This window comes from Clostridium fungisolvens, from assembly GCF_014193895.1.
Taxonomy (GTDB): domain Bacteria; phylum Bacillota; class Clostridia; order Clostridiales; family Clostridiaceae; genus Clostridium_AR; species Clostridium_AR fungisolvens.
Map to the genome: position 1 here is coordinate 969,312 of NZ_BLZR01000001.1, position 21,433 is coordinate 990,744.

At 31.0% G+C, this 21,433-nt stretch carries 22 protein-coding genes; 16 read left to right on the top strand and 6 right to left on the bottom strand.

All coding sequences use genetic code 11. The features are described 5' to 3' along the window. Positions 1 to 219: 219 nt before the first annotated feature. The 3 genes from bsdtw1_RS03720 to bsdtw1_RS03730 all read left to right on the top strand — a co-directional run bounded on the left by bsdtw1_RS03720 (position 220) and on the right by bsdtw1_RS03730 (position 3,856). A complete protein-coding gene (locus bsdtw1_RS03720) occupies positions 220 to 1,011 on the top strand; it encodes an HAD family hydrolase (RefSeq protein WP_183276261.1) in 792 nt (263 codons plus the stop codon). Between the two features lie 395 nt (positions 1,012 to 1,406). Continuing rightward, positions 1,407 to 2,678 carry an alpha/beta hydrolase-fold protein gene (locus bsdtw1_RS03725; RefSeq protein WP_183276262.1) on the top strand — a complete coding sequence of 424 codons (1,272 nt, stop codon included), beginning with the start codon at positions 1,407 to 1,409 and terminating at the stop codon, positions 2,676 to 2,678. A gap of 353 nt (positions 2,679 to 3,031) precedes the next feature. After that, positions 3,032 to 3,856 (top strand): helix-turn-helix domain-containing protein, encoded by an 825-nt coding sequence (locus bsdtw1_RS03730; RefSeq protein ID WP_183276263.1) that lies wholly within the window; start codon positions 3,032 to 3,034, stop codon positions 3,854 to 3,856. Positions 3,857 to 3,863: 7 nt separating this feature from the next. Here the strand turns inward: bsdtw1_RS03730 and bsdtw1_RS03735 are convergent, their stop codons facing one another. The 3 genes from bsdtw1_RS03735 to bsdtw1_RS03745 form a co-directional block, all read right to left on the bottom strand. Continuing rightward, positions 3,864 to 4,277 (bottom strand): hypothetical protein, encoded by a 414-nt coding sequence (locus bsdtw1_RS03735; protein WP_183276264.1) that lies wholly within the window; start codon positions 4,275 to 4,277, stop codon positions 3,864 to 3,866. A gap of 347 nt (positions 4,278 to 4,624) precedes the next feature. Continuing rightward, complete coding sequence (locus bsdtw1_RS03740) at positions 4,625 to 5,320, bottom strand: permease prefix domain 1-containing protein (RefSeq protein WP_183276265.1); 696 nt, start codon at positions 5,318 to 5,320, stop codon at positions 4,625 to 4,627. Beyond that, complete coding sequence (locus tag bsdtw1_RS03745) at positions 5,308 to 5,643, bottom strand: PadR family transcriptional regulator (RefSeq protein WP_183276266.1); 336 nt, start codon at positions 5,641 to 5,643, stop codon at positions 5,308 to 5,310. Before bsdtw1_RS03745 ends, bsdtw1_RS03740 begins: the two co-directional genes overlap by 13 nt. A gap of 286 nt (positions 5,644 to 5,929) precedes the next feature. Here bsdtw1_RS03745 and bsdtw1_RS03750 point away from each other — a divergent pair, with 286 nt between their 5' ends. Then, positions 5,930 to 6,916 (top strand): MerR family transcriptional regulator, encoded by a 987-nt coding sequence (locus tag bsdtw1_RS03750; RefSeq protein WP_183276267.1) that lies wholly within the window; start codon positions 5,930 to 5,932, stop codon positions 6,914 to 6,916. 21 nt (positions 6,917 to 6,937) lie between these two features. After that, a complete protein-coding gene (locus bsdtw1_RS03755; protein ID WP_183276268.1) occupies positions 6,938 to 7,492 on the top strand; it encodes a D-glycero-alpha-D-manno-heptose-1,7-bisphosphate 7-phosphatase in 555 nt (184 codons plus the stop codon). 109 nt (positions 7,493 to 7,601) lie between these two features. Here the strand turns inward: bsdtw1_RS03755 and pcp are convergent, their stop codons facing one another. Continuing rightward, entirely contained in the window at positions 7,602 to 8,246 is a 645-nt protein-coding gene (gene pcp, locus bsdtw1_RS03760; RefSeq protein WP_183276269.1) for a pyroglutamyl-peptidase I, read from the bottom strand. A gap of 419 nt (positions 8,247 to 8,665) precedes the next feature. Between pcp and bsdtw1_RS03765 the strand changes: the two genes are divergently transcribed. The 4 genes from bsdtw1_RS03765 (at position 8,666) to bsdtw1_RS03780 (ending at position 11,027) form a co-directional block, all read left to right on the top strand. After that, positions 8,666 to 8,998, top strand: a complete 333-nt coding sequence (locus tag bsdtw1_RS03765) for a PadR family transcriptional regulator (RefSeq protein ID WP_183276270.1) — start codon at positions 8,666 to 8,668, stop codon at positions 8,996 to 8,998. Beyond that, positions 8,991 to 10,190 carry a DUF2812 domain-containing protein gene (locus bsdtw1_RS03770; RefSeq protein WP_183276271.1) on the top strand — a complete coding sequence of 400 codons (1,200 nt, stop codon included), beginning with the start codon at positions 8,991 to 8,993 and terminating at the stop codon, positions 10,188 to 10,190. The genes bsdtw1_RS03765 and bsdtw1_RS03770 overlap by 8 nt, the downstream gene beginning before the upstream one ends. Beyond that, positions 10,183 to 10,368 carry a transcription initiation factor TFIIIB gene (locus bsdtw1_RS03775; RefSeq protein WP_183276272.1) on the top strand — a complete coding sequence of 62 codons (186 nt, stop codon included), beginning with the start codon at positions 10,183 to 10,185 and terminating at the stop codon, positions 10,366 to 10,368. Before bsdtw1_RS03770 ends, bsdtw1_RS03775 begins: the two co-directional genes overlap by 8 nt. A gap of 332 nt (positions 10,369 to 10,700) precedes the next feature. Next, complete coding sequence (locus bsdtw1_RS03780; RefSeq protein ID WP_183276273.1) at positions 10,701 to 11,027, top strand: hypothetical protein; 327 nt, start codon at positions 10,701 to 10,703, stop codon at positions 11,025 to 11,027. A 224-nt stretch (positions 11,028 to 11,251) separates the two neighbouring features. Here the strand turns inward: bsdtw1_RS03780 and bsdtw1_RS03785 are convergent, their stop codons facing one another. Together bsdtw1_RS03785 and bsdtw1_RS03790 are read right to left on the bottom strand one after the other, a co-directional pair. Further along, positions 11,252 to 12,862, bottom strand: coding sequence for an alpha-amylase family glycosyl hydrolase (locus bsdtw1_RS03785; protein WP_183276274.1), 1,611 nt, complete (start codon positions 12,860 to 12,862; stop codon positions 11,252 to 11,254). A 277-nt stretch (positions 12,863 to 13,139) separates the two neighbouring features. Next, on the bottom strand, positions 13,140 to 14,036 hold the full coding sequence (locus tag bsdtw1_RS03790; RefSeq protein WP_183276275.1) for an AraC family transcriptional regulator: 897 nt from the start codon (positions 14,034 to 14,036) through the stop codon (positions 13,140 to 13,142). A 312-nt stretch (positions 14,037 to 14,348) separates the two neighbouring features. Here bsdtw1_RS03790 and bsdtw1_RS03795 point away from each other — a divergent pair, with 312 nt between their 5' ends. From bsdtw1_RS03795 to bsdtw1_RS03825, 7 genes are all read left to right on the top strand, one after another. Beyond that, complete coding sequence (locus tag bsdtw1_RS03795; RefSeq protein WP_183276276.1) at positions 14,349 to 15,614, top strand: glycoside hydrolase family 27 protein; 1,266 nt, start codon at positions 14,349 to 14,351, stop codon at positions 15,612 to 15,614. A gap of 342 nt (positions 15,615 to 15,956) precedes the next feature. Then, positions 15,957 to 16,904, top strand: coding sequence for an ABC transporter substrate-binding protein (locus bsdtw1_RS03800; protein WP_183276277.1), 948 nt, complete (start codon positions 15,957 to 15,959; stop codon positions 16,902 to 16,904). Positions 16,905 to 17,167: 263 nt separating this feature from the next. Beyond that, positions 17,168 to 18,178, top strand: a complete 1,011-nt coding sequence (locus bsdtw1_RS03805) for a FecCD family ABC transporter permease (protein ID WP_183279726.1) — start codon at positions 17,168 to 17,170, stop codon at positions 18,176 to 18,178. After that, positions 18,178 to 19,194, top strand: coding sequence for a FecCD family ABC transporter permease (locus tag bsdtw1_RS03810; protein WP_183279727.1), 1,017 nt, complete (start codon positions 18,178 to 18,180; stop codon positions 19,192 to 19,194). Before bsdtw1_RS03805 ends, bsdtw1_RS03810 begins: the two co-directional genes overlap by 1 nt. Before the next feature lie 160 nt (positions 19,195 to 19,354). Further along, positions 19,355 to 20,146 (top strand): ABC transporter ATP-binding protein, encoded by a 792-nt coding sequence (locus bsdtw1_RS03815; RefSeq protein ID WP_183276278.1) that lies wholly within the window; start codon positions 19,355 to 19,357, stop codon positions 20,144 to 20,146. A gap of 243 nt (positions 20,147 to 20,389) precedes the next feature. After that, complete coding sequence (locus tag bsdtw1_RS03820) at positions 20,390 to 20,827, top strand: LytTR family DNA-binding domain-containing protein (protein WP_183276279.1); 438 nt, start codon at positions 20,390 to 20,392, stop codon at positions 20,825 to 20,827. A gap of 12 nt (positions 20,828 to 20,839) precedes the next feature. After that, positions 20,840 to 21,283, top strand: coding sequence for a DUF3021 domain-containing protein (locus tag bsdtw1_RS03825; RefSeq protein ID WP_183276280.1), 444 nt, complete (start codon positions 20,840 to 20,842; stop codon positions 21,281 to 21,283). Positions 21,284 to 21,433: the final 150 nt, after the last annotated feature.

Below are 21,433 nucleotides of genomic sequence, written 5' to 3' on the forward strand. Positions count from 1 at the left end.
CTCACTACGTTCGAACAGTACAGTTTATTAACGCCATTCCATATGATAAAATCATTTAATTCTAATAGCTCGCTCATAGAGCATCTCCTGTATAACCACTTAATTTTAGAAGTATTTTTAAAATAGTCTAAAATAAAATTATAGGAATATATACATTTATCAATGCTTTAGCACAAGATATAAGTATATAAATGTAAGTTATAAAATGAGGTGAGGAACGTGGAGAAGAAAATAGCTTTTTTTGATATAGATGGAACATTAATTAGCTCTAATGGCAATGAGGTTATAATGCCAGAAAGCACTAAGGTAGCTATAAGAGAGTTTAGAAAAAGAGGTAACTTAGCTTTTGTATGCAGTGGGAGACCAATTAGATTTATTATTCAGGAATTTGGTGAGGACATGTTCGATGGGTATATAGCTGGGAATGGTACTCATATAGTTCATGAAGGTAAGGATGTTTATCATAGATTAATTGATGTAGACACAGTAAAGCAGCTGCAAAAGTCTTTTGATGAATTAGGTATAAGCTGTTGCTTTAATGGTCTTCATGAGGGCTATGCATATAATATGCCCATTGAAAGAGTTGAGGAGTACAATTCTATGTTCACTGGTGAACCTTACTTATTAAAAGAATGGGATATAGATAATATTAAGGTTAATACCTTAGATATATTTTATTCTAAAGAAGAGTGCTTGAACAAATGCATTGAGTATTTTAAAGATAAACTTGTTTTTAATTCTCATGGACCACATATGTCGGCAGATGTATCCTTTAAAGATTGGGGAAAATCCCATGCCATTGAGCATTTTATACAATTAGTAGGGATGAATATGGAGGATACCTTTGCCTTTGGAGATGGTTATAATGATATAGAGATGATTAAAACAGTGAAGACTGGAATTGCTATGGGAAATGCAGTAGAGGCTTTGAAGAAAGAAGCAAACTATGTGACTTCAAGCATTCTTGAAGATGGCATCTATAATGCAATGAAGGAGTTTGGGCTTATATAAAGATGAACCACTTCGATCCGAAATCTATTTTTAAAACTCTCACGGGTTCTGGTGAGAGAATTTAAAAATATAAATTCTATTACGAAGTGGTTCATCTATAGATTTTTTAACTTAAGTACAGGATGATTGCTAACTAAATTATTAACTTATACATGCCCGGTAATCACTAGATTATGTGATTATCGGGCATGTATGGATTTAACCTTCATAAACCCCTTATATAGAGATAAAAAATGAACACCTACCTAAAGAACACAATCTTTACCAGTAAAATCCAGGGTGATATGATGAACTTAAGAAAACGATTTCGAAATCGCATGATATATGTGTAGGTAGCATGCAGAAGTTTACACATTATCTATCACCTGAGTTTTAAAATTGAAAGGGGTTAGAAAATGAAAAGAAAGAATGGGAGATTTGGGGTTATTAATTTTGTTCTTAGCTTAGTGTTTTTAATGGCATCCTTTGTTGTTCCTGCAAGAGCACAACAAATTGGAGTGAAAACTGATACTGGAATAAAAAAAGAAGGTGTCACTGTTAGACCAGATAATAATTCGCCTACAGGCTATACAGCAACCTTTGTTTACAAGAATTCAACAGCTACTAAGGTAGAATTTTATGGTCAATTCACCTTTGCAAGGACTGGACAGGACTATCCTAATACATCCGTAACTAGTTATACACCTTATCAATGGACAAAAGATATGTTTCCTCTTACTAGTGCAGTATATCAGGAGGCTATGACAAAAGTTAAAGGCACTGATTTCTGGACAATAAGTATGCCTCTTCCAAGTGGAGGATATCCATATTCATATGTTGTTGATGGTACAAAGGTAGCTGATCCTGCAAATATGCCTATAACTAACGTTAATGGAGGGAAACAGACTCTTAGCATGGCATATATACCATTTGACAAACAAAAGCAAGTGACAGATTATTCATATGTTTTACCAAAAGAAGGAGCAAAAACTGGTAAGGTTTCCTTTGTGAAGTATTCAACCAAAGGATTACTTACAACTGATCTACAACCACTTGGTATTTATCTTCCATTCGGATATGATGCAAATAGGACTGAACCTTACAAGGTAATATATCTTTCACATGGCGGTGGGGGTAATGAATCAGATTGGTTTAATACCGGAAGTGCAGCTAACATAATGGATAATTTAATTGCTGAAAAGAAAACTGAGCCAGCAATTGTAGTAACAATGGATAATAGTGCATTTGGATGGAACTTCGTTAATATAAATAAAAATATGATGGAAAATATAATTCCTTATATGGAATCACATTATAATGTTTCTAAAAATGTTAAAGATCGTGCTTTTGCAGGCTTATCAATGGGGGCTTTGACAGCTTCTAATTTATATTATGCACATCCAACTGACTTTGGATATTTTGGAATATTCAGCGGTGCTAATGCTGCACTTGATTTAACTAAGAACACTGATGCTTTGCGTACACCAAAGCTTTTTGTAGGCGCTGGGTGCTATGATATGGCATATTATAACTTAGGATTTAATTCAGATAAATACACCCTAAAATTTTTAGAAATGTTAGATGCAAATAGCATACCATATCAGTTCCAATTGGCAAATGGAGCACATGATTGGTTTACATGGCCTCAACTCTTTGATACATTTGCAAAGAACATCGTATGGAAATAATATAATGAATTTGACTCTGTTAAAGCAAAGTGTTGAAATTGATTGGTTAGTCATCCGATGCTTTAATGAACTTATCAATTTCAATAATCTTTTAATCATAGAATAAATTAGGACATATGTAAAGATGAACCACTTCGATCCGAAATCTATTTTTAAAACTCTCACGGGTTCTGGTGAGAGAATTTAAAAATATAAATTCTATTACGAAGTGGTTCATCTATAGCAATATGAAAATTGCTATGTATGTCCAATGTTATATGAAAATCAATATGCTTTATTAGAACTGTATTACTAAAATAATAATCCTGTTAACTATTATGATGCTACTATATGGAGGCGAAGGAGTCTTTTCTATGAAATCAAATATTTGTTATGATGAAAAACTTTATACTATGTTTGGAATTAATAAGGTAAAAGATGAGAGTAGCGTAGAGATAAAGAACACATCATTTGAGAAGAGCGAAAAGGGTTTAAGTGAATATACAGCTACAGACAAAGCTGACATTGAGAATTTTAATAAAGAAAGGACTATTAAACAATTTAAACTAGTAAAAGAACTTTACAGAGAAGATATCGAAAGTGCAGGTGTAACTCTCTATGAACTGACTAATATGCTGATAAAAAGCACTCTACCAGATCATATAAACAAGATGCTAATATACGGTGTTATTGATATTTTTTTAATGTTTGGTGAGTACATGAACTCAAAAAGGGATGGATTCAAAAGTGGTGATATTTTGAGCACTGATGATATACATAAAATATTAGCTTGTTCAGATGTTAATGAGGTACAGGCTTACTTTCTAGAAATTTATGAAAGAATAAGAATCTTAGATAATAGTATAAAAAGTAAGAGCAAGATGAAGGTGGTTTATAATTATATATTAAAGCATTTTAAAGATCCTCAAATTTCTCTGAGTAGTATATCTGAAAGATTCAACTTGAGTAATACTTATGTTTCACATATGTTCAAAAAGGAATTCGGATATAACGTTTTGGATTTAATTCATAGAAGAAGAATCGAAGAGGCTAAAGAATTGCTTGAAAATACAGGGTTAACAGTACTAGAAATATCAGAGAGAGTTGGATATTATAATCATGGAACTTTAGCTAAGATATTTAAGCGGATAGAAGGAATAAAACCATCAGAGTTTAGAGAACTAAAAAGAAAGTTGTGAGTTATAGTTACATTGAAGTAATAGCGTGCATTAGCAAATATAGCACAAGTGAATAAATTCCCATTATTGCTGATATTACAGGTAATATAGAAAGTTTATTATCTTTGTAGGTATAAAGATGTAAAGCAAATGCCAGTATAATTATAGCTAATACAATAATCCAGTTTTTAAAAAGCATAAATGGAAAAATAACTATTCCAAGTGATGAAACGATTGATACTGTTACCAATGGTAGTTTTACTTTTTTATTTAATATAAAAAATGAAACTCCAAATAAAATGGATAATAAAGATATGCAGATCCAAGTTATTTCCACTAAGTTATTTGGATACAGCGAAAGTTTATCACTAAAAAACAAATATAAAATTGTTGACTGCAATAGTATCAGCATAAGAATAATACCTAGAAAAAGTTTACGCATATAATACATCCTCCATATCTATACATAACAATTTATTTCCAATGTAGTATAAATTATACATTATTATTTATTGTTTTTCAATAATTTTATATTAAAAATCGATATGAAATTTTGTAGCTAGGTTAATTGGAAGGTTAATCGGGTTAATTGGAAGACGGGAGGCCACTTTGTAAATTGAAAAGGAATATTTGAAACTTATTGTACATGGTAAAAGCTGAACGTCTCGTATGGGCTACGGGTGTTCAGCTTTTTTCTTTTGTATGAGTTTATGTGATTCATTATTAACCAACATTTTTCTGCGTAAGCTGATTAAAGCTGGATACCTGTTTTCTATATGAAATCAACGTCTAATTAACTTGCTTTTTACTATTACTAAAAGATAATAAAATAAATAGCAAGCATAATGTGATCGTCCAAATCAATCCAGAATATTCATGTCCTACTGATATATAACCATACTGAGACATTCCCACATTCCTCATTATAGGAAGATTTATAAATGAAAAACCTATAGTATTCATAAAGATAAATATAATAAATACTACAACTAGTAGCCACTTCTTATATACAAGTAGGTAGTTAAACTTAGCTTGAAAGTATGCAATTCCTCTAATTCTAGGTAGAAATAAAATACATAATATCACTATTGATAAAAGAATATTTACAGCAAAACTTATGTAGGTAAGTTCATGGGCATGTAGTTCAATTCTTTTAAAGAAGGTAGTAGTAATAAAGATAGATAAGGTTGTTATAAGTTTTTCAGAGAAACTTATTATTAGATATCCACTAAGTAGCCAAAGGAATTTTTTTATCCATAAAAAATTTGAATTAACGATACTATATTCACTTGTAAGCAGATCTACTGAGCCTATTCTGCTGCAAGCAACATAAAATGCTTCTTCTTCAGTTAGGGTCTTTTTCTTAAGAGCGTCTATTTCATCTAGTAGATGACTTTCTAGTTCTTCAATATCAGAGTTGGTTAGTGAATTACTAGCAGACAGTTTTTTCTTCCAATCCATTAATGATTTTTCTAATTGAAACATATAGAATTCCCCCACATATTAGTTAAAGTATCATTTACTATTTGCCATTGGAGCTTTTCGCTCTCCAAGGTTTCTAATCCAGCTTTTGTTATTCTATAATATTTTCTTTTCCTTCCATCTACAGTTTTCCATTCAGATTCAACTAAGCCACTCTCACATAATTTTTTTAGAACGGGATAAAGAGTCCCATCCTTCCAGATTATTTCATTATTTGATAGCTCTTGAATGTTTTTTATAATATCATACCCATAACTTTCTTGCTTAGCTAAAAATGAAAGTATAAGTGGTCTTGTTGATGCTGCAGTTAAATCTTTTGATAGCAAAAGTGCACCTCCTTACATAGAAGTTCTATGTATATAGATTACCTAGAACTTCTATGTAAGTCAAGAATGTTTTTACTTAATTTACAAATTGTTCTAACTTGTATAAATTAGATTGCTTTAATCATGTAATAGATTGCGGCTAGTTGGAAATCCTTTGTATAATATTGTATAGAAGCAGCATGTTGCGAGAAAGGAATAGTTAATCTTTTTTATTAATTAAAACTGGAAACTATTGACTTTGACGTCGTGTCGTACTTTATCATTAAGTCAGAAAGGAGCTGAAGGAATGAATTTATTGACAATTAGTGAGGTGTCAAAGAATTTTAATATTTCAACAAGGACCCTCAGGTATTATGAACAAATAGGAATTTTGCAAAGTAAAAAGAAAGAGGATTATGCGTACCGTACTTATGATCAATCAGATATAAGAAGACTGCAACAGATAATAGTTTTGAGAAAGTTACGGATTTCGCTAAAGCAGATAAAATCTATTTTTCAAAATACTGAGCAAACACACATAGTTGAAATATTTTTAGAGAACATTTTGGAGATTGATAACGAGATAGCAGCTTTATCTACAATAAAAAATACCTTAAATAGTTTAATTGAACGATTAGGTGAAAGCACAAAAATTGGTATCAATTTCGATTTACTTGAAGATCATGATATTTTAAAAGTTGTTGAACCTTTAGTCCTTTCTAGAATAAATGTTAAAGGAGAAAAGTCAATGGAGGAATTAAATAAGGCCAGTGAGAATTTAAGCAAATTACAAGATAAGGATGTAAGAATCATCTACCTACCACCGGCTACAGTGGCTAGTATTCGTTGTATAGGTGGATTACCAGAAATCGAAACAGGAAAGCTTTTGAATCAGTTTATTAGAGAATCGAAACTTTATGAAGTTAAACCGGATTTTAGGCATTACGGATTTAATAATCCTAATGGAAATATTCCAGATGGAAGTGATCATGGTTATGAAAGATGGGTTACTATACCAGAAGGATTTGAAGTGAAGCCACCTTTTACTAAGAAGTATTTTCAAGGTGGATTGTACTGTGCTTATATGATTCCTATGGGAGCTTTTGATGAATGGGCTAGGTTATATAGTTGGACACAAAATAATGATAAATATGAGTTGAATTATAAAGATGAAATGATAGAACGACAGTGTATGGAAGAGCATCTTAATTATATAAACAAATATATGTTATCTCCAGAGGATAGCACTATTCAAATAGATTTACTTTTGCCGATAAAGGAGAAAGCTTTTTAAGTAAAGTTTGGAGGAATAAATATGTCTAAAGGCAAGATTGCAGCATTTATAGATTTGCAAGGAACCCTTGGTGGGACAGGTATAGACGATATCACTGATTTTGAGTTTTATCCATTCTCAATTGAAGCAGTAAAACTATTAAATGAAAATGGGATATTAGCTATTGTAATCACAAATCAAAGTAATATATCTAGGGGGATAATTTCTCAAAGGGATTTCGATTACAAAATTAGTATTCTGAGCAATCAATTAGCTGATAGAGGTGCACATCTTGATGAAGTGTACTGCTGCCCCCATACTAGGGAAGATTGTTGTTCTTGTAAGAAACCATTGCCAGGATTAATCAAAGATGCGGTTAAAAAATATGATATAGATCTAAAAAATAGTTATGTAATAGGTGATATGGGAATGAATGATATTGTTTTAGCTAGAAATGCTGGAACAAAAGGCATATTAGTTATGACTGGAGTAGGTAAAGGAAGCTTATCAGAGTATAGGCATACTTGGCAGGAATATGACGCCGATTATATTGCAGAGAATGTACTAGAGGCAGTAAAATACATTTTAGGTATTTAGTAATAAGTTAATGAAGTATTTTTTAAAATAATGAAAAATTAAAAATAAATCAATAAATGAAAGAGAAAACTTGGTGAATACCATATTTTCTCTTTCATTTATCTAAGAACTAACATATGCTCCCTAGTGCAGTCTTTATATCACCAGTAGCATTTTCTATAGCTGCCTGTAAGGCTAATTTCAATGCTTTCGTAATTAAATTTAATTCCATAGAAGGAGCATTATACTTATCAACTACCTGCTGAGGTATAAATGGAACATGTATAAAAGTTCCCCTAACATTTGAATATTTCTTATCTATAAGATACATTAAACCATACATAATATGATTACATACGAAGGTTCCAGCTGAATTTGAAACCGAAGCTGGAATACCTGATTCTCTTATCTTTTCAACCATTGCCTTTATAGGAACATTAGCAAAGTAAGCTGGCTGTCCATCAGAAAATATAGGTTCATCAATAGGCTGATTTCCTTTGTTGTCTGCAATTCTTGCATCGTCTATATTTATCGCAACTCTCTCAACAGTTATATCGAACCTTCCACCTGCTTGTCCTACACAAATAACTATATCTGGCTTATTTATTTCAATTGCTTTATCTAGGATTTCTATTGATTCATGAAACACCGTTGACACTTCAAGAGTTATGATCTCAGCTTGATCAATTTTATCTGGCAAAGCCTTTACTGCTTCAAAGGATGGATTTATAGCTTCTACTCCAAAAGGGGTAAAGCCTGTTACTAGTACTTTCAAAAGAGCACCTCCAATTTTTATAACTTTTTAACTTTATATAAATTTAACTTTTTAAAATTAAAACTTTTTAAAAAGTTACGCATAAAATGCAGGGTTGAAGTGGATTTGGTAACGCTGTTTAATTAATTATAACTCTACTTTAATAATCTATAAATATAATATCACTTGATGTATTAATTGTCTAAAATTAATATTAATTGAATATATGGAAAAGAATGTTTACAAGTATGTCACAGCGTGATATAGTAAGGTTATGATATGTCACGCTGTGACATACTTGCTTTTGATGATTAATTAAAGATGAAGAGCTTCAATGCTGAATTTATTTTTAAAACTCTCACAAGTCATGATGGGATAATTTGAAAATCTAAATTTAATTATAGGTGATACATCAATATAAATGATGCTTAGAGGATTATATGGAAAAAGAAAAAATTATAAAAAAATATCTTCCGATGACTGAAACAGCCTTCTATATATTATTGTCTTTATATGAGCCAAAGCATGGTTATGGAATAATAAAAGAAGTTGACAATCTAACAAAAGGTAGGATAATTCTTGGATCAGGTACAGTATATGGAACACTAAGTAAGATGGAAAAGGATGAAATGGTTGTGGTTTATTCTAATGAAGATAGAAAGACCATATATGAAATAACGGAACTGGGAAAGATGCTCATAAAATTGGAGATTAGTAGGTTAGACGAGCTTAATAATAATGCAAGGCAGTTAAGGGGGAGATTTGATGTATAAGAAAGTAGTAAGATTATTTTGGAGTTATGATATTAAGAAAACGGAAGAATGGTTACGTGATATGAGTTTAAGAGGCTATAAGTTAGAGTCTGTAGACTTTGGTCTTAGGATATTCAAATTCATAAAGGTACAAAAGAATAAAGTGTTTTATAGAATAATATACGATAATAATCAAAGTAATGTTATCCCTAAAAGTTTGGATAACAGTGGATGGAAAATAATTTCGCAGCATAAAGGATGGAAGATATTAATCAATGAATCTGAGACCATAAATATAATGCCAAGCAGAAATTCTGTTATTGAAAGAAATAATAAGCTTATAAATTATTCTGGCTCAGCACTTGGATTTTTTATATTATTTCCACTAATAGTAGGATTCTTTACTAAATCAATTTTACGCTTAAAGCAAGTACAAGTGAATTACAGTGAGAATCTCAACATACTAGGAATATTATATTTACTAGCCCAATTAAGTATATGTATATTTTTAGCTTATACACATTTTAAAGTGAAAGCATCAACTAAGAGAATAGAATATGCAGAAGGAATAGAACTTGCTTATAATTATGATGCTTATAAAGATATTGATGATGGAATATATATTTGTAAGAAGAATGGAAGAGCTAAAAGAAAAATTGCATGGGTCACATATCCGGATAAACTAGAATTGTGGCTTGAAAAAATGGAAAAAAGAGGCTTTAATTTATATAAGATAAGTAAGACAGGTGGAAAGTTCTATTTTGTTAAAGGAAGTACGGTAAATAAGAAGTTTTCTGTAGACTTTAAAAGACAAGTGACTAAAGAATACTTTGAAATAAATAAAGAAGCTGGATGGAAATTATACTTTAGTTCAAAATCAAGAACTAATAATTGGAATATATGGGCTATGGATTATGACGAAAATGGAGAGCCTCCCAAAATGTATAGCGATATCTCAGATAAAATAAGCCATGCAAAAAAGGTAGCCACATATTATTGTATATTGTATGTGCCTATGATAATAATTTATGCAATAGTAAGTGCATTTTGGATATATATAATGGTGATGAAAAAAAGAAGTCTAGAAGAAATATTTATAATGGATATGGTATTATTTGGTGCAGCATTAATAGAATATAGTATCTTCACTATAAATAGCATTTTATATTATTTAAGAATAAAAAAAGGATGTAGGGAGGGGCACTATGAGTGAAAAGTTATGTCCAGTATGCGGAAGTAATAAAATTGGACTAGGAAAACATATGGCACAAGGAAGAATGTACCCGATAGATAGGTTCTTTTCTTCAGGATCAGATGTAATAGCAGAAATCTGTACAGAATGTGGTCATATTTTATCTATGAAAGTAAAGCATCCAGAAAAGTTTAGGTAAGTAAATAAGGTAGGGAAGAGGAGCATACATAGATTTATGTATGCTCTTTTTAAGAATTATACTCAAATATAAGGACAATGCCTTTATAGTAATTTAAAGGCTATATAATCTATGTTATAATCGAATTAGTATACTTATTGTAATATTTTTGCTGACATTACAAATTTTATTGCTTATAAAATCAAGAAACTAACTATTGGGTAAGTGATTTTAAAGTAAGAGAACCAATTTTTGTTTAATTAAAATCATTATATTAAGAGTGGTATTAAAATTAGTATGTAATTAAAGTAATATATAGTATGTAATTATAAAAAGTAAGGAGTTTTTGATATATGAATAAGGACGTTATATTTAATATGATAGTTTTATCTATCTTAATAATAGGTATTTTAAGTATAGTTGTAGCCACTATCAAACCTATGAAACTAATTAATTTAGATAAAATTAAGCCAAATGGCAAGGCTTACATAATAAAAGATAAACAGGGATTTATAAAATATAATCAAAAGGTGTTTTGGGGCTTTGGAATAATGTGTAGTGTTATTTCTATACTTTCATTAGCGAAAATTATAGATTATTCCACATTTTGTATTGGCGTAGGTTTTATTATTAGTATAGTTGCTTTATTAAATTCTATATCAATAAAGAAATATGCTTAAAAGTTATTGCATATTAGCACTATTGTAAAACACAACCTTAAATTATTAAATAGATACAAATTCTATTAAAGTTATTATGAATTATAATATCACGGCTAACTACAAATTTATTGTATTGATAATCTTCAGCATAAAAATTACCATAGGACTAAAATCCTATGGTAATTTTCAATAAATAATAGCCAGTCTAAACTAACTTATACAAATCAATAGAAGTTATTTCATTAGTTATTTTTAATTATTAAAATATCACCTTTTTTAAGCTTTAGTTCTTTAGATATATCAATGTTACCTGATAAGCCTTGTGAAGAATAAAGTATAGTACCTCTAGTAGGAGAAAGGCTTATTGTTTGATCATCATCATTGCTATTGATAAATACACTTATATTTTCATCTTTATATTTTCTAGCGAAAGAAAATACCTTAGGGTTATCAGTGTTTAAGGCTTCAAAGCTACCCAATCTTAATGCCGGAGTATCGTTCCTTAGCTTGATTAGATCTTTATAGAAATTCAAAAGTGAATCCTTATTTTTTTCCTCAAGATTCACAGCTATGGATTTATTATCATTGCTTATGGCTGTCCAGCTTGTATTTTTTGATTTATCTTTATCATCCCATATGAAAGGCTCTCTAATCTTTTCATCTGGTTTTACTCCAGTCATTCCTGTCTCTTCACCATAGTAGATATATGGAGTACCAGGAAGTGTAAGTAATATAGCTGCAGCAGTTTTACATTTATCCACTGAGCCTAAGGTGCTCATTACTCTATTCATATCATGATTGCCTAAGAAGGTACTGTCTAGATAATCTTTGTTTTTAGATTGAGCAACCGATTGCATAGAAGTGTATGATGAAGCTAAATCTTTAAAATTATTATCCTTAACTGAATTGACGATATCGGTACTTAAGTCAAAATTAAAACATGAATCTAGTGCTGTTAGGTAGTCAGCAACAACTTCTGTCTTATCCCAAACTTCTCCTACAAGTAAAGCATTTTTATTAACACTTTTAACATAGCTGTTAAATTCTTTCCACCACTTAAGATTTTTATCCAGTTCGCCATCATATATATGCCTTGCTGCATCTAAACGGAAGCCGTCCATCCCCATATCAAGGTAGTATTTGGCGATATCTTTTACTTCTTTTCTAACGTTAGGATTGTCATAGTTTAAGTCAGGCATGTCTTCTGCGAATATTCCATAGTAAATGTTATCCTTGCTTATAGCTCTCCAAGGCATAGTATTTATACTAGAATATTCACTTAGTTTATTAGAGTCTTGGGTCCAAAGATAATAATCTCTGTATTTGCTATCTTTGTTATTTAATGATTCTATAAACCATGGGTTTTTAGTGCTTGTGTGGTTTATTACTAAATCCATATATACGGCAATATCTCTTTTATGAGCTTCGTTTATAAGACTATATAAATCATCCATTGTACCGTATTTCTTTCTAACACTGTAATAGTCAGATACATCATAACCATGGTAGCTTGGACTTTCGTTTATAGGCATAAGCCATATTCCTGAAACGCCTAAATCCTTTAAATAATCTAATTTTTGCTCTACACCCTTTAAGTCTCCTAGCCCGTCTCCATTACTGTCATTAAAGGATGCCACGAATATTTCATAAAAGGTTCTATCTTTATAGCTTTTATTTGTAGAATAGCTTACTGGAGTATAACTTTTGTGAGTTACATTTAATAGCTTTTCATTTGCTTCTTTGTCATATTTAGTTTTAGTACTTCTAGGTAGAAATAAAAATACGATTAAACCGATTACAATTGCAGTAAAAATATATATGCTTATGGTGCGTAAGGTTAGCTTTTTTTTCATAAAATTCCCCCTTTTATTCTTAGAATATATAATAATTATAATTCACAGTAATTGGGTATTCAATTGTGATAAATTATAGAAAAAGATGAAACACTTCAATCCGAAAGCTATTTTCAAAACTCCTCTGTGTTCTGAGAGGAGAATTTGAAAATATAAAATTAAGTATGAAGTGATTCATCTAAAGATGAATCACTTCAATCCGAGATATATTTTCAAAATTCCTCTGGGTTCTGAGAGGAAAATTTGAAAATATGAAATTAAGTATGAAGTGGTTCATCTAAAGCTTAAGTGAGTAGTTATTTATCTCAAAATGTTCTTCTCTAAATCTTCCTGGTGAGATACCAAGATATTTTCGAAATACTTTGCTGAAGTAGTTTTCACCAGAAAAACCTACTTTTTTAGCAATGCAGTCAATTGATATATTATCTTTAAGTAGCAATTCCACTGATTTTTCAAGCCTTATTTTAGTAAGGTAATTCCAAGGGGTAGTACCAACTACAGCATTAAAGGTTCTATTAAAGTGGAATTTAGACATGTTAGCTATTTTGGCTAAATCATCTAAAGTAAGTTCTGTAGAAAAATTATGTTCAATAAAATTTATTACACTTTCAATACTTAAGCTGTATTTGCTACTTATATTATTTTCTAGGACAACCTTACTTCTATGTAATTCCATTATGAAATTGTATGCAAAGGAAGAAGTTTGATATCCATCTTCTATATTGTTATTTACTGCATCCCAATAAACCTTCCATAGGTATGTGATAACTGGAGAATCAGATGATAGTTTAAATACATTTCCATAGGAACTTAATAGATCAGTGCATTGAACAATAGAACCTTGTCCGTATAGATGTATATATATAAATTCCCATTTATCACTGCTTTCAGGTAAGTAATAATGATGATTGTCTGGAATTTTTATTAAGAAGGCATCACCTTTCTTTAAAGCATATACTTTATCACTTATACGGATTTCACCAGAGCCTGATAAAGTGTATTGAAAGATACAATGTTCATTATCATCTTTTCTCTTCATACCATCCCAACTATAACTTCTTGAGGTTCGTATCTCCCAGCCTATTGATTTTAATTGATAAGGAGAATTCTTAGGTGAATTGAGAAAGTGAAAGCCAAAAGAATTTAGGTATTTTGTAGAATTTTCATATAGCAATATTTTACCCTCCAAAAGCATTATATTACAATTGTGCCATATACACGCTGATGATAACATAAACTTGTAATTACATTTTAAGCAATATTGTGCTGTTAATCAACGATTATGCAGTGTTATATAACTTTTAAATAATGGCTATCCCTTTAATTTCAACAGGGTGCTTTGACTAAGCTAAATAATATTATTTATTAATTATATAATTCCTAAATGGTGTCTTTTCAAATAGCATTATAATTTATGAGACTTTGAATAGTGAAATAGAGTTTAGTATTTATGAGCTTAAGAATATATAAAAGGGAGAGAATTTAGATGAGTAAAAAAATAGCGTTAACACCTCCAATGGGATGGAACAGCTGGGATTGTTACGGGGCAAGTGTAAGGGAAGACGAGGTTAGAGGCAATGCAGATTATATGGAAAAATATCTAAAGAAATATGGATGGGAGTATGTAGTTGTAGATATTCAATGGTATGAGCCTACTGCAGATTCAACTGAATATCATCCTTATGCACCTCTTGATATGGATCAGTATGGAAGGCTTATACCTTCAGTAAATAGATTTCCTAGTGCTAAAGATGGCAATGGATTTAAAGCTTTGGGTGAGTATATTCATAATAAGGGGCTTAAGTTTGGTATCCACATTCTTAGAGGAATACCAAAGCAGGCAGTAAAGGCAAATACTCCAATACTAGGTACTGATAAGTTTGCTAAAGACATTGCAGATACTAATTCAATATGCCCATGGAACACTGATATGTATGGTATTGATGCTACAAAGGAAGGCGCACAAGAGTACTATAATTCAATAATAAATATGTATGCTGAGTGGGGAATTGATTTTATAAAGGTAGATGATTTATCTTTTCCTTATGCAAAAGGGGAGATTGAACTTATAAAGAATGCCTTAGATAACTGTGGAAGAGAGGTAGTATTTAGTTTATCCCCAGGACCAGCACCTTTGGAAGAAGCAGAACATTTAAAGGTACATGCAAATATGTGGAGGATTTCCGGAGACTTTTGGGACAATTGGGAGCAGCTTTATAAGCAATTTGAGCTTTTAGGAAATTGGAACGAGCATATGGGAGCCTCACATTGGCCAGATGCAGACATGCTTTCTTTTGGTCATATTTGCCTTAGAGAACATCAATTTGAAGGCAAAGGAAAATGGACTAACTTTACTAGAAGAGAGCAAAAAACACTTATGACTTTATGGTGTATTGCACGTTCACCGCTTATGTTTGGTGGAGAGATGACTGATAATGACCAGTGGACCTTAGAGCTTATAACCAATGAAGAGGTTCTTAATGTATTAAAATGTTCTAATTCAAACAAACAGTTTTATAGAGATGAAGATAAAGCAATATGGACAGCTAAAGGCAAAGACGGAGAAGATTATGTAGCTTTATTCAACATATCTGATATAGATAGGAAAGTAGACTTAGATTTAAGAGAAATAGGAATTGAAAAAGCAGATACAATCAGAGATTTATGGCAACATGAAGACTTTAAAGTTTCAAGTGGAATACTAAATTGTAAAATAAAAGCACATGAAGCTAAGTTTTATAAGATTAAGTAAATATTAATTAAGGCAAATTAAACTTATATTGCTATATTATTCAAGATGAATGTTAAAAAATAAACTTAATAGGTTTTAAAGAAAAGGTAATTAATGTTATGTAAATCATATAGCATAATTACCTTTTTTATTTTTTATAAGTTTTATTAGCTATTGAAAAATCAAGGATTACAGCATATAGGTATAAAACCTTATTAAAATCAGGAAGATAATTACATTGACATAAAAACCATTTTTGGTATAATGATTCTTGATAATAAGTGAAAATGATTATCAATATAATATAGTTTGATATTAATCAAACAAAAATATATTTAAGGTAAAACTCTAGGAGGAATAGTAATGAAGAAAAAGAGTGTTTTAGGTTTATTGTTAGCTACAGTACTTTCAGTAGGAGTATTGGCTGGATGTGCATCAACAAAGAAGGAAGAAACTAAAAAAGAAAGTGATACAAAGGTAGTAAGCACTGTAAAGGGTGATGTTACAATACCAACAAATCCAAAAAGAATAGTTGATGTTTCAGGATCAAGTGAAGCACTTGCAATACTTGGAGATATTCCAGTGGCAACTGCTAATGTTGATTCATATAAGACAACAGAAGTTCCAGAATACGTTAAAGATAAGCTAGGAAATGCTAAGGTAGTAGGACATTCAATGACAGATACTATGGATGTTGAAGCTATCATTGCTACTAATCCAGATTTAATTATAATGAGTGAAAGACAAAATAAGATATATGATCAATTAAAGGCAGTTGCTCCAGTAGTTGTACTTAAGGATTACCAAAATGATTGGAGAACAAATATTACTGATATAGCAAAAATATTAGGAAAAGAAACAGAAGCTCAAAATTGGTTGAAAAATTATGATACTAAAGCAACCGCAGTTGGTAAAGCTATAGCTGAAAAGAATGGCGATAAAACTACATACTTAACAGTACTTGCAAGTGCAGGAAAGTTCTATGTTTTAACAGGTGCTGGAATAGGTTCAATGTTATATGATGATATGAAGTTAGCTAAACCTACAAATCTTCCACCACAAGAAGGTATAAGCTTACCAGTTGTAACTATGGAAGGTTTAGCGCAAATACAATCAGACTATCTAATCGTAATAGCAACTGATGCAGATTGGAATGACTTACAAAACAGTGCAGTATACAAGAATCTAAAGGCTGTTAAGGATGGAAAAGTTACTAAGTTAGAAAGTGCTCCTTACTTCGTACAAGGATATCAACCAATAGGAAAAGAAAAGCTTCTTGATGGTATCAAAGAAAAATTAGCAGGTAAATAATTTGATGCGTTGAAATTAAAGTATCACTGTTCTGATACTTTAATTTCAAAAAAGCAATTCAATATAAAATAAAAAATAAAATTTAGGATGGCTAAGACTAACTTTTAGTCATCCTAAATTGCATTCATAACATTTTGCCCAAATGTGTTTTGAGTAGAAGTTGATATTTATAAAGATGAATATAGCAAAATTTCTAGGCACATAATACGTTATCTTTGATAAAGAGGAGGATAAGCACATCAATGATTTTAGCTGAAAAAGGTATGGATGAGGAAAATAAGAAATCTAGGATTGTAGTAGCATCACTAATTATAGTTATTGGAGCTGCTGTTTTATTATTTGGGATAGGATTATCTATGTCTCTCGGAGCAAAGCATATTAGTTTGGATACAGTCTTCAATAGTATTTTTTTCTCTAAAGACAATGTTGATAATCAAATAATTAGAGATTTAAGAATGCCAAGAGCCATTGCAGCTGCATTAGTTGGAGGGTTTTTAGCTGTTTCAGGAGCTGTAATGCAAGGTATTACAAGAAATCCTATAGCAGAGCCTTCGATTATGGGGATAACCCAAGGAGCTACTTTTACAATCGCAATTGCATTTTCTATGCAGCTTAATATTGGAGGTTTTGGGCTTATGATATTTGCTTTTGCTGGAGCAAGCATAAGTGGAATATTAGTGTATTTTTTAAGTTCAAGGTCTATTAAAGGAACGGATCCAGTAAAGCTTGCATTAGCAGGAACTGCAATAGGAACTCTTCTCATATCTTTAGCAACTGCTATTGCTATGTATTTTAATTTATCACAGCAGTTGAGCTTTTGGATTGCAGGTGGACTTACAACAGCTAAATGGCAAGGGGTAAAGCTTCTTGGGATGGTAGGTTTAGTAGGAGTAGTTCTTGCAATTATAGTATCACCAAAAATAACTATTTTAAGTTTAGGCGAAGAAATAGCTATAGGCCTCGGACAAAAGACAAATTTAATACGATTTATAGGTATTGTTATAGTTATTATGCTTTGTGGTGCCTCCGTATCAGTTGCTGGTAATGTGGCTTTTGTAGGACTTATAGTGCCACAAATAGTGAAAGGACTAGTTGGGCCAGACTATAGATACATAATTCCATGTTCCCTTATAGTAGGTGCTGCACTTGTGGTTTACTGCGATATTGCTGCAAGGATGATTAATCAGCCTTACGAGACTCCCATAGGTTCTCTAATAGCACTAATAGGAGTACCGTTCTTTATATACCTTGTAAGAAAGGGGGATAAGATTTGATGAACATATTAAGTGAAAATAAAAGATTTAGATATATATCAATTTTATTAACTGCACTTATAATAATTAGTTTTATAGTAAGCCTTAATATGGGCTCTTTATCTATAAAACCAATTGATGTTTTGAAAACCCTTATAGGACAAGGAACACGAAAAGATGAATTGGTGCTATTTACCCTCAGATTACCTAGAATAATAATTGCAGTTTTGGTTGCTATAGGCTTATCAACTTCAGGAACCATATTGCAAGGGGTAACTAAAAATGATTTAGCTGATCCGGGAATACTAGGAATTGGTTCAGGTGCTTCACTTGCAGTTGTTATATACATATATTTTACCAGCGGAAATACATATGCTGTTATCAGTGATATAACCATATATACAATGCCTATTTTAGCTCTTACTGGAGCCTTTATAGCTGCAGCTTTGATATATTTTTTGGCTTGGAAAAAGGGAATAAACCCAGCAAGACTTATATTAGTTGGAATTGGTATTAACTCTGCATTTACTGCAATGCTTATAATATTCCAGCTTAAGTTTACTACTCAAGAGTTTAATAGAGTTATGGTATGGATCTCTGGAAGCATATGGGGAGCAAATTGGAAATACGTAATTGCAACACTTCCATGGATAGTTATATTTTTAGTACTTACATTATATAAAGCAAGATATCTTGATGTGCTTAATCTAGGTGATGATATATCAACTGGACTTGGAGTAAAGGTAGAAAAAGAAAGAAGAAAACTGCTATTTTTTGCTGTAGCTTTAGCTGGAGCAGCCACTGCAGTTTCAGGTACAATTTCTTTCCTAGGTTTAGTCTCACCACATATTGCAAGAAGATTAGTTGGTCCTAAACATAAGGTTTTGATACCAACCTCAGCTCTAATAAGTATTTTTCTATTTTTAGTTTCGGATATAATAGCTAAAAACTTACTATCCCCTGCGGAGATACCTGTAGGAATAGTGTTATCAATTATAGGAGTTCCTTATTTCGTATACCTAATGCTTAAACAATAGGTGTTATTAAAGTATCTTGTTGAAATTAAGTGGTCACGCATCCGATGCTTTAATGAGCATTGCACGGTACTAATTTCAAAAATATTCTTAAACATTGACTATTAAAAGTTTTAATGAGATAGATGCTAAAAGTTAATGTATATATTGTTGGAGGTAACGCATGAGTAACGTAAATATTATAAATACAGAAAATCTAGATATATCTTATGGTAATTTAGATATAGTTAAAGGACTAAATCTAAATATACCTAAAGGAAAGATAACAACTATAATAGGGGCTAATGGTTGTGGTAAATCCACTATTTTAAAAACTTTAGCCAGAATCTTAGAACCTAAAAGTGGTGTTATTTATATAGATGGAAAAGATATAAAAAAGCAAGATTCTAAAGAAATAGCAAAGGTTATGGCTGTGCTTCCACAAAGTCCTCAAGCACCAAATGGGCTACTTGTAGAAGAACTAGTTGCTTACGGAAGATTTCCTCATCAAAGTGGTTTTGGAAAGCTTCAAAAGGAAGATAGAGAAATAATAGACTGGGCTTTAGAAGTTACAGGAATGAAGGAATTTAAGTCTAGACCAATAGAAGCTTTATCAGGAGGGCAAAGACAAAGAGTGTGGATCTCAATGGCTTTAGCTCAGCAAACTGATATTTTATTACTTGATGAGCCTACAACTTATTTAGATTTAGCTCATCAGTTGGAGATATTAGAGCTTTTAAAGGATTTAAATGAAAAACAAGATAGAACCATAGTAATGGTAATCCATGAGCTTAACAATGCAGCTAGATTTGCTGATTATATGGTTGGAGTAAAAGAAGGAAACATCGTTTGTGATGGAAGTCCAGATGAGGTTATGACTAAAGAGAACCTAAAAGTACTATTTAATATTGATGCGGAGATTGTAAAAGATCCTAGAGAAAATAAGCCAGTATGTATAACCTATGATTTGCTTTAAAATCATAGGTTATTTTAATGTGAATTACTATTTTTCATTATTTCATCATAAATTTGTTCAAGCTTAATATTCTCATATAAAACCTCATCATTTCCATGACAAAATATATATTATTATGCAGCATATCCTTTAGGCGTAGCAACTTACTTCTCAAAAAATGTAGCTTACTATATAGGTGGTTGAATGAAGAGAGCTACTAACATATACTGAAAACATAGAAAGAGAAGTGAGGGGGGAAGCCAATTGAAAGTTACTATTGAAAATATCCCTGACGGAAGTGAGCCTGAAATAATAGTAAGATGCAATGAACTTGATGAATCGTTATTGCAGATGATTCATTATATTAAAGCCTCTTCTAAAAAGATTATTGGGCTTACAGGATTACAAATGCATGTTATCAATCCTAAAGATGTCTTTTACTTCGAATCAGTAGATAATAAAGTATTTATTTACTGTAAAGAAAAGGTTTTCGAATCTAAGCTTAGACTTTATGAAATTGAGACAGAATATGTGAATCTTGGTTTTTTTAGAGCATCAAAATCTACTATCCTTAATATTTCAAAAATAGAATCTGTAAGTCCAATTTTTTATGGCAGATTTGAAGCTTTGTTACAAAATGGAGAAAAAGTATATATTTCTAGACAATATGTTCCAATATTAAAAAGAGAATTAGGGTTATAAGGAGGCTGCATTATGAAAATTAATGAGTATTTGAAATTTATGTTGAAAGATTTTTTAAAAGCTTTTGGATTCTTGATGATTGTTGTCACAATATACTTTAGTAGTAACTCTATAACAGTAATTGAGACTTCACTACTTTGGCAAATTATATTATTAAGTTTAGGATATGTATTTTTCAAGTTTGCCTTTGTAAATAAGTATGATTTAGATAAAAAGGCTCAAAACATCAATCTGTTTGTCTGTTCTACACTTGCAGATGTTGCTATATTACTTTGGTTATGGCTATTTAGCCCAAATAGAGCTGTTAATAGTAATACTATGATATTATATGCCATCATAATTTTTTCTGTTAAAGTATTGGTTTTTTCGATGATGCATATAGACGGCAAGACACAGGCAAAGCAACTCAATGAAAAATTGAATGAATATAAAAAAGATTCAGCAAGTAAAATTTAATGAATTTTTAAATATATCACTCCAGTAAAGAACGGATAAAATGTGAGAAGCAAAGATTCTTTGAAAAAGAAGCTTTGCTTCTTTTTCTCATTTATATTACCTTGCCTTAAAGTACATTAGCCTATTCCCTAAAGTACAATTGTTCAAACT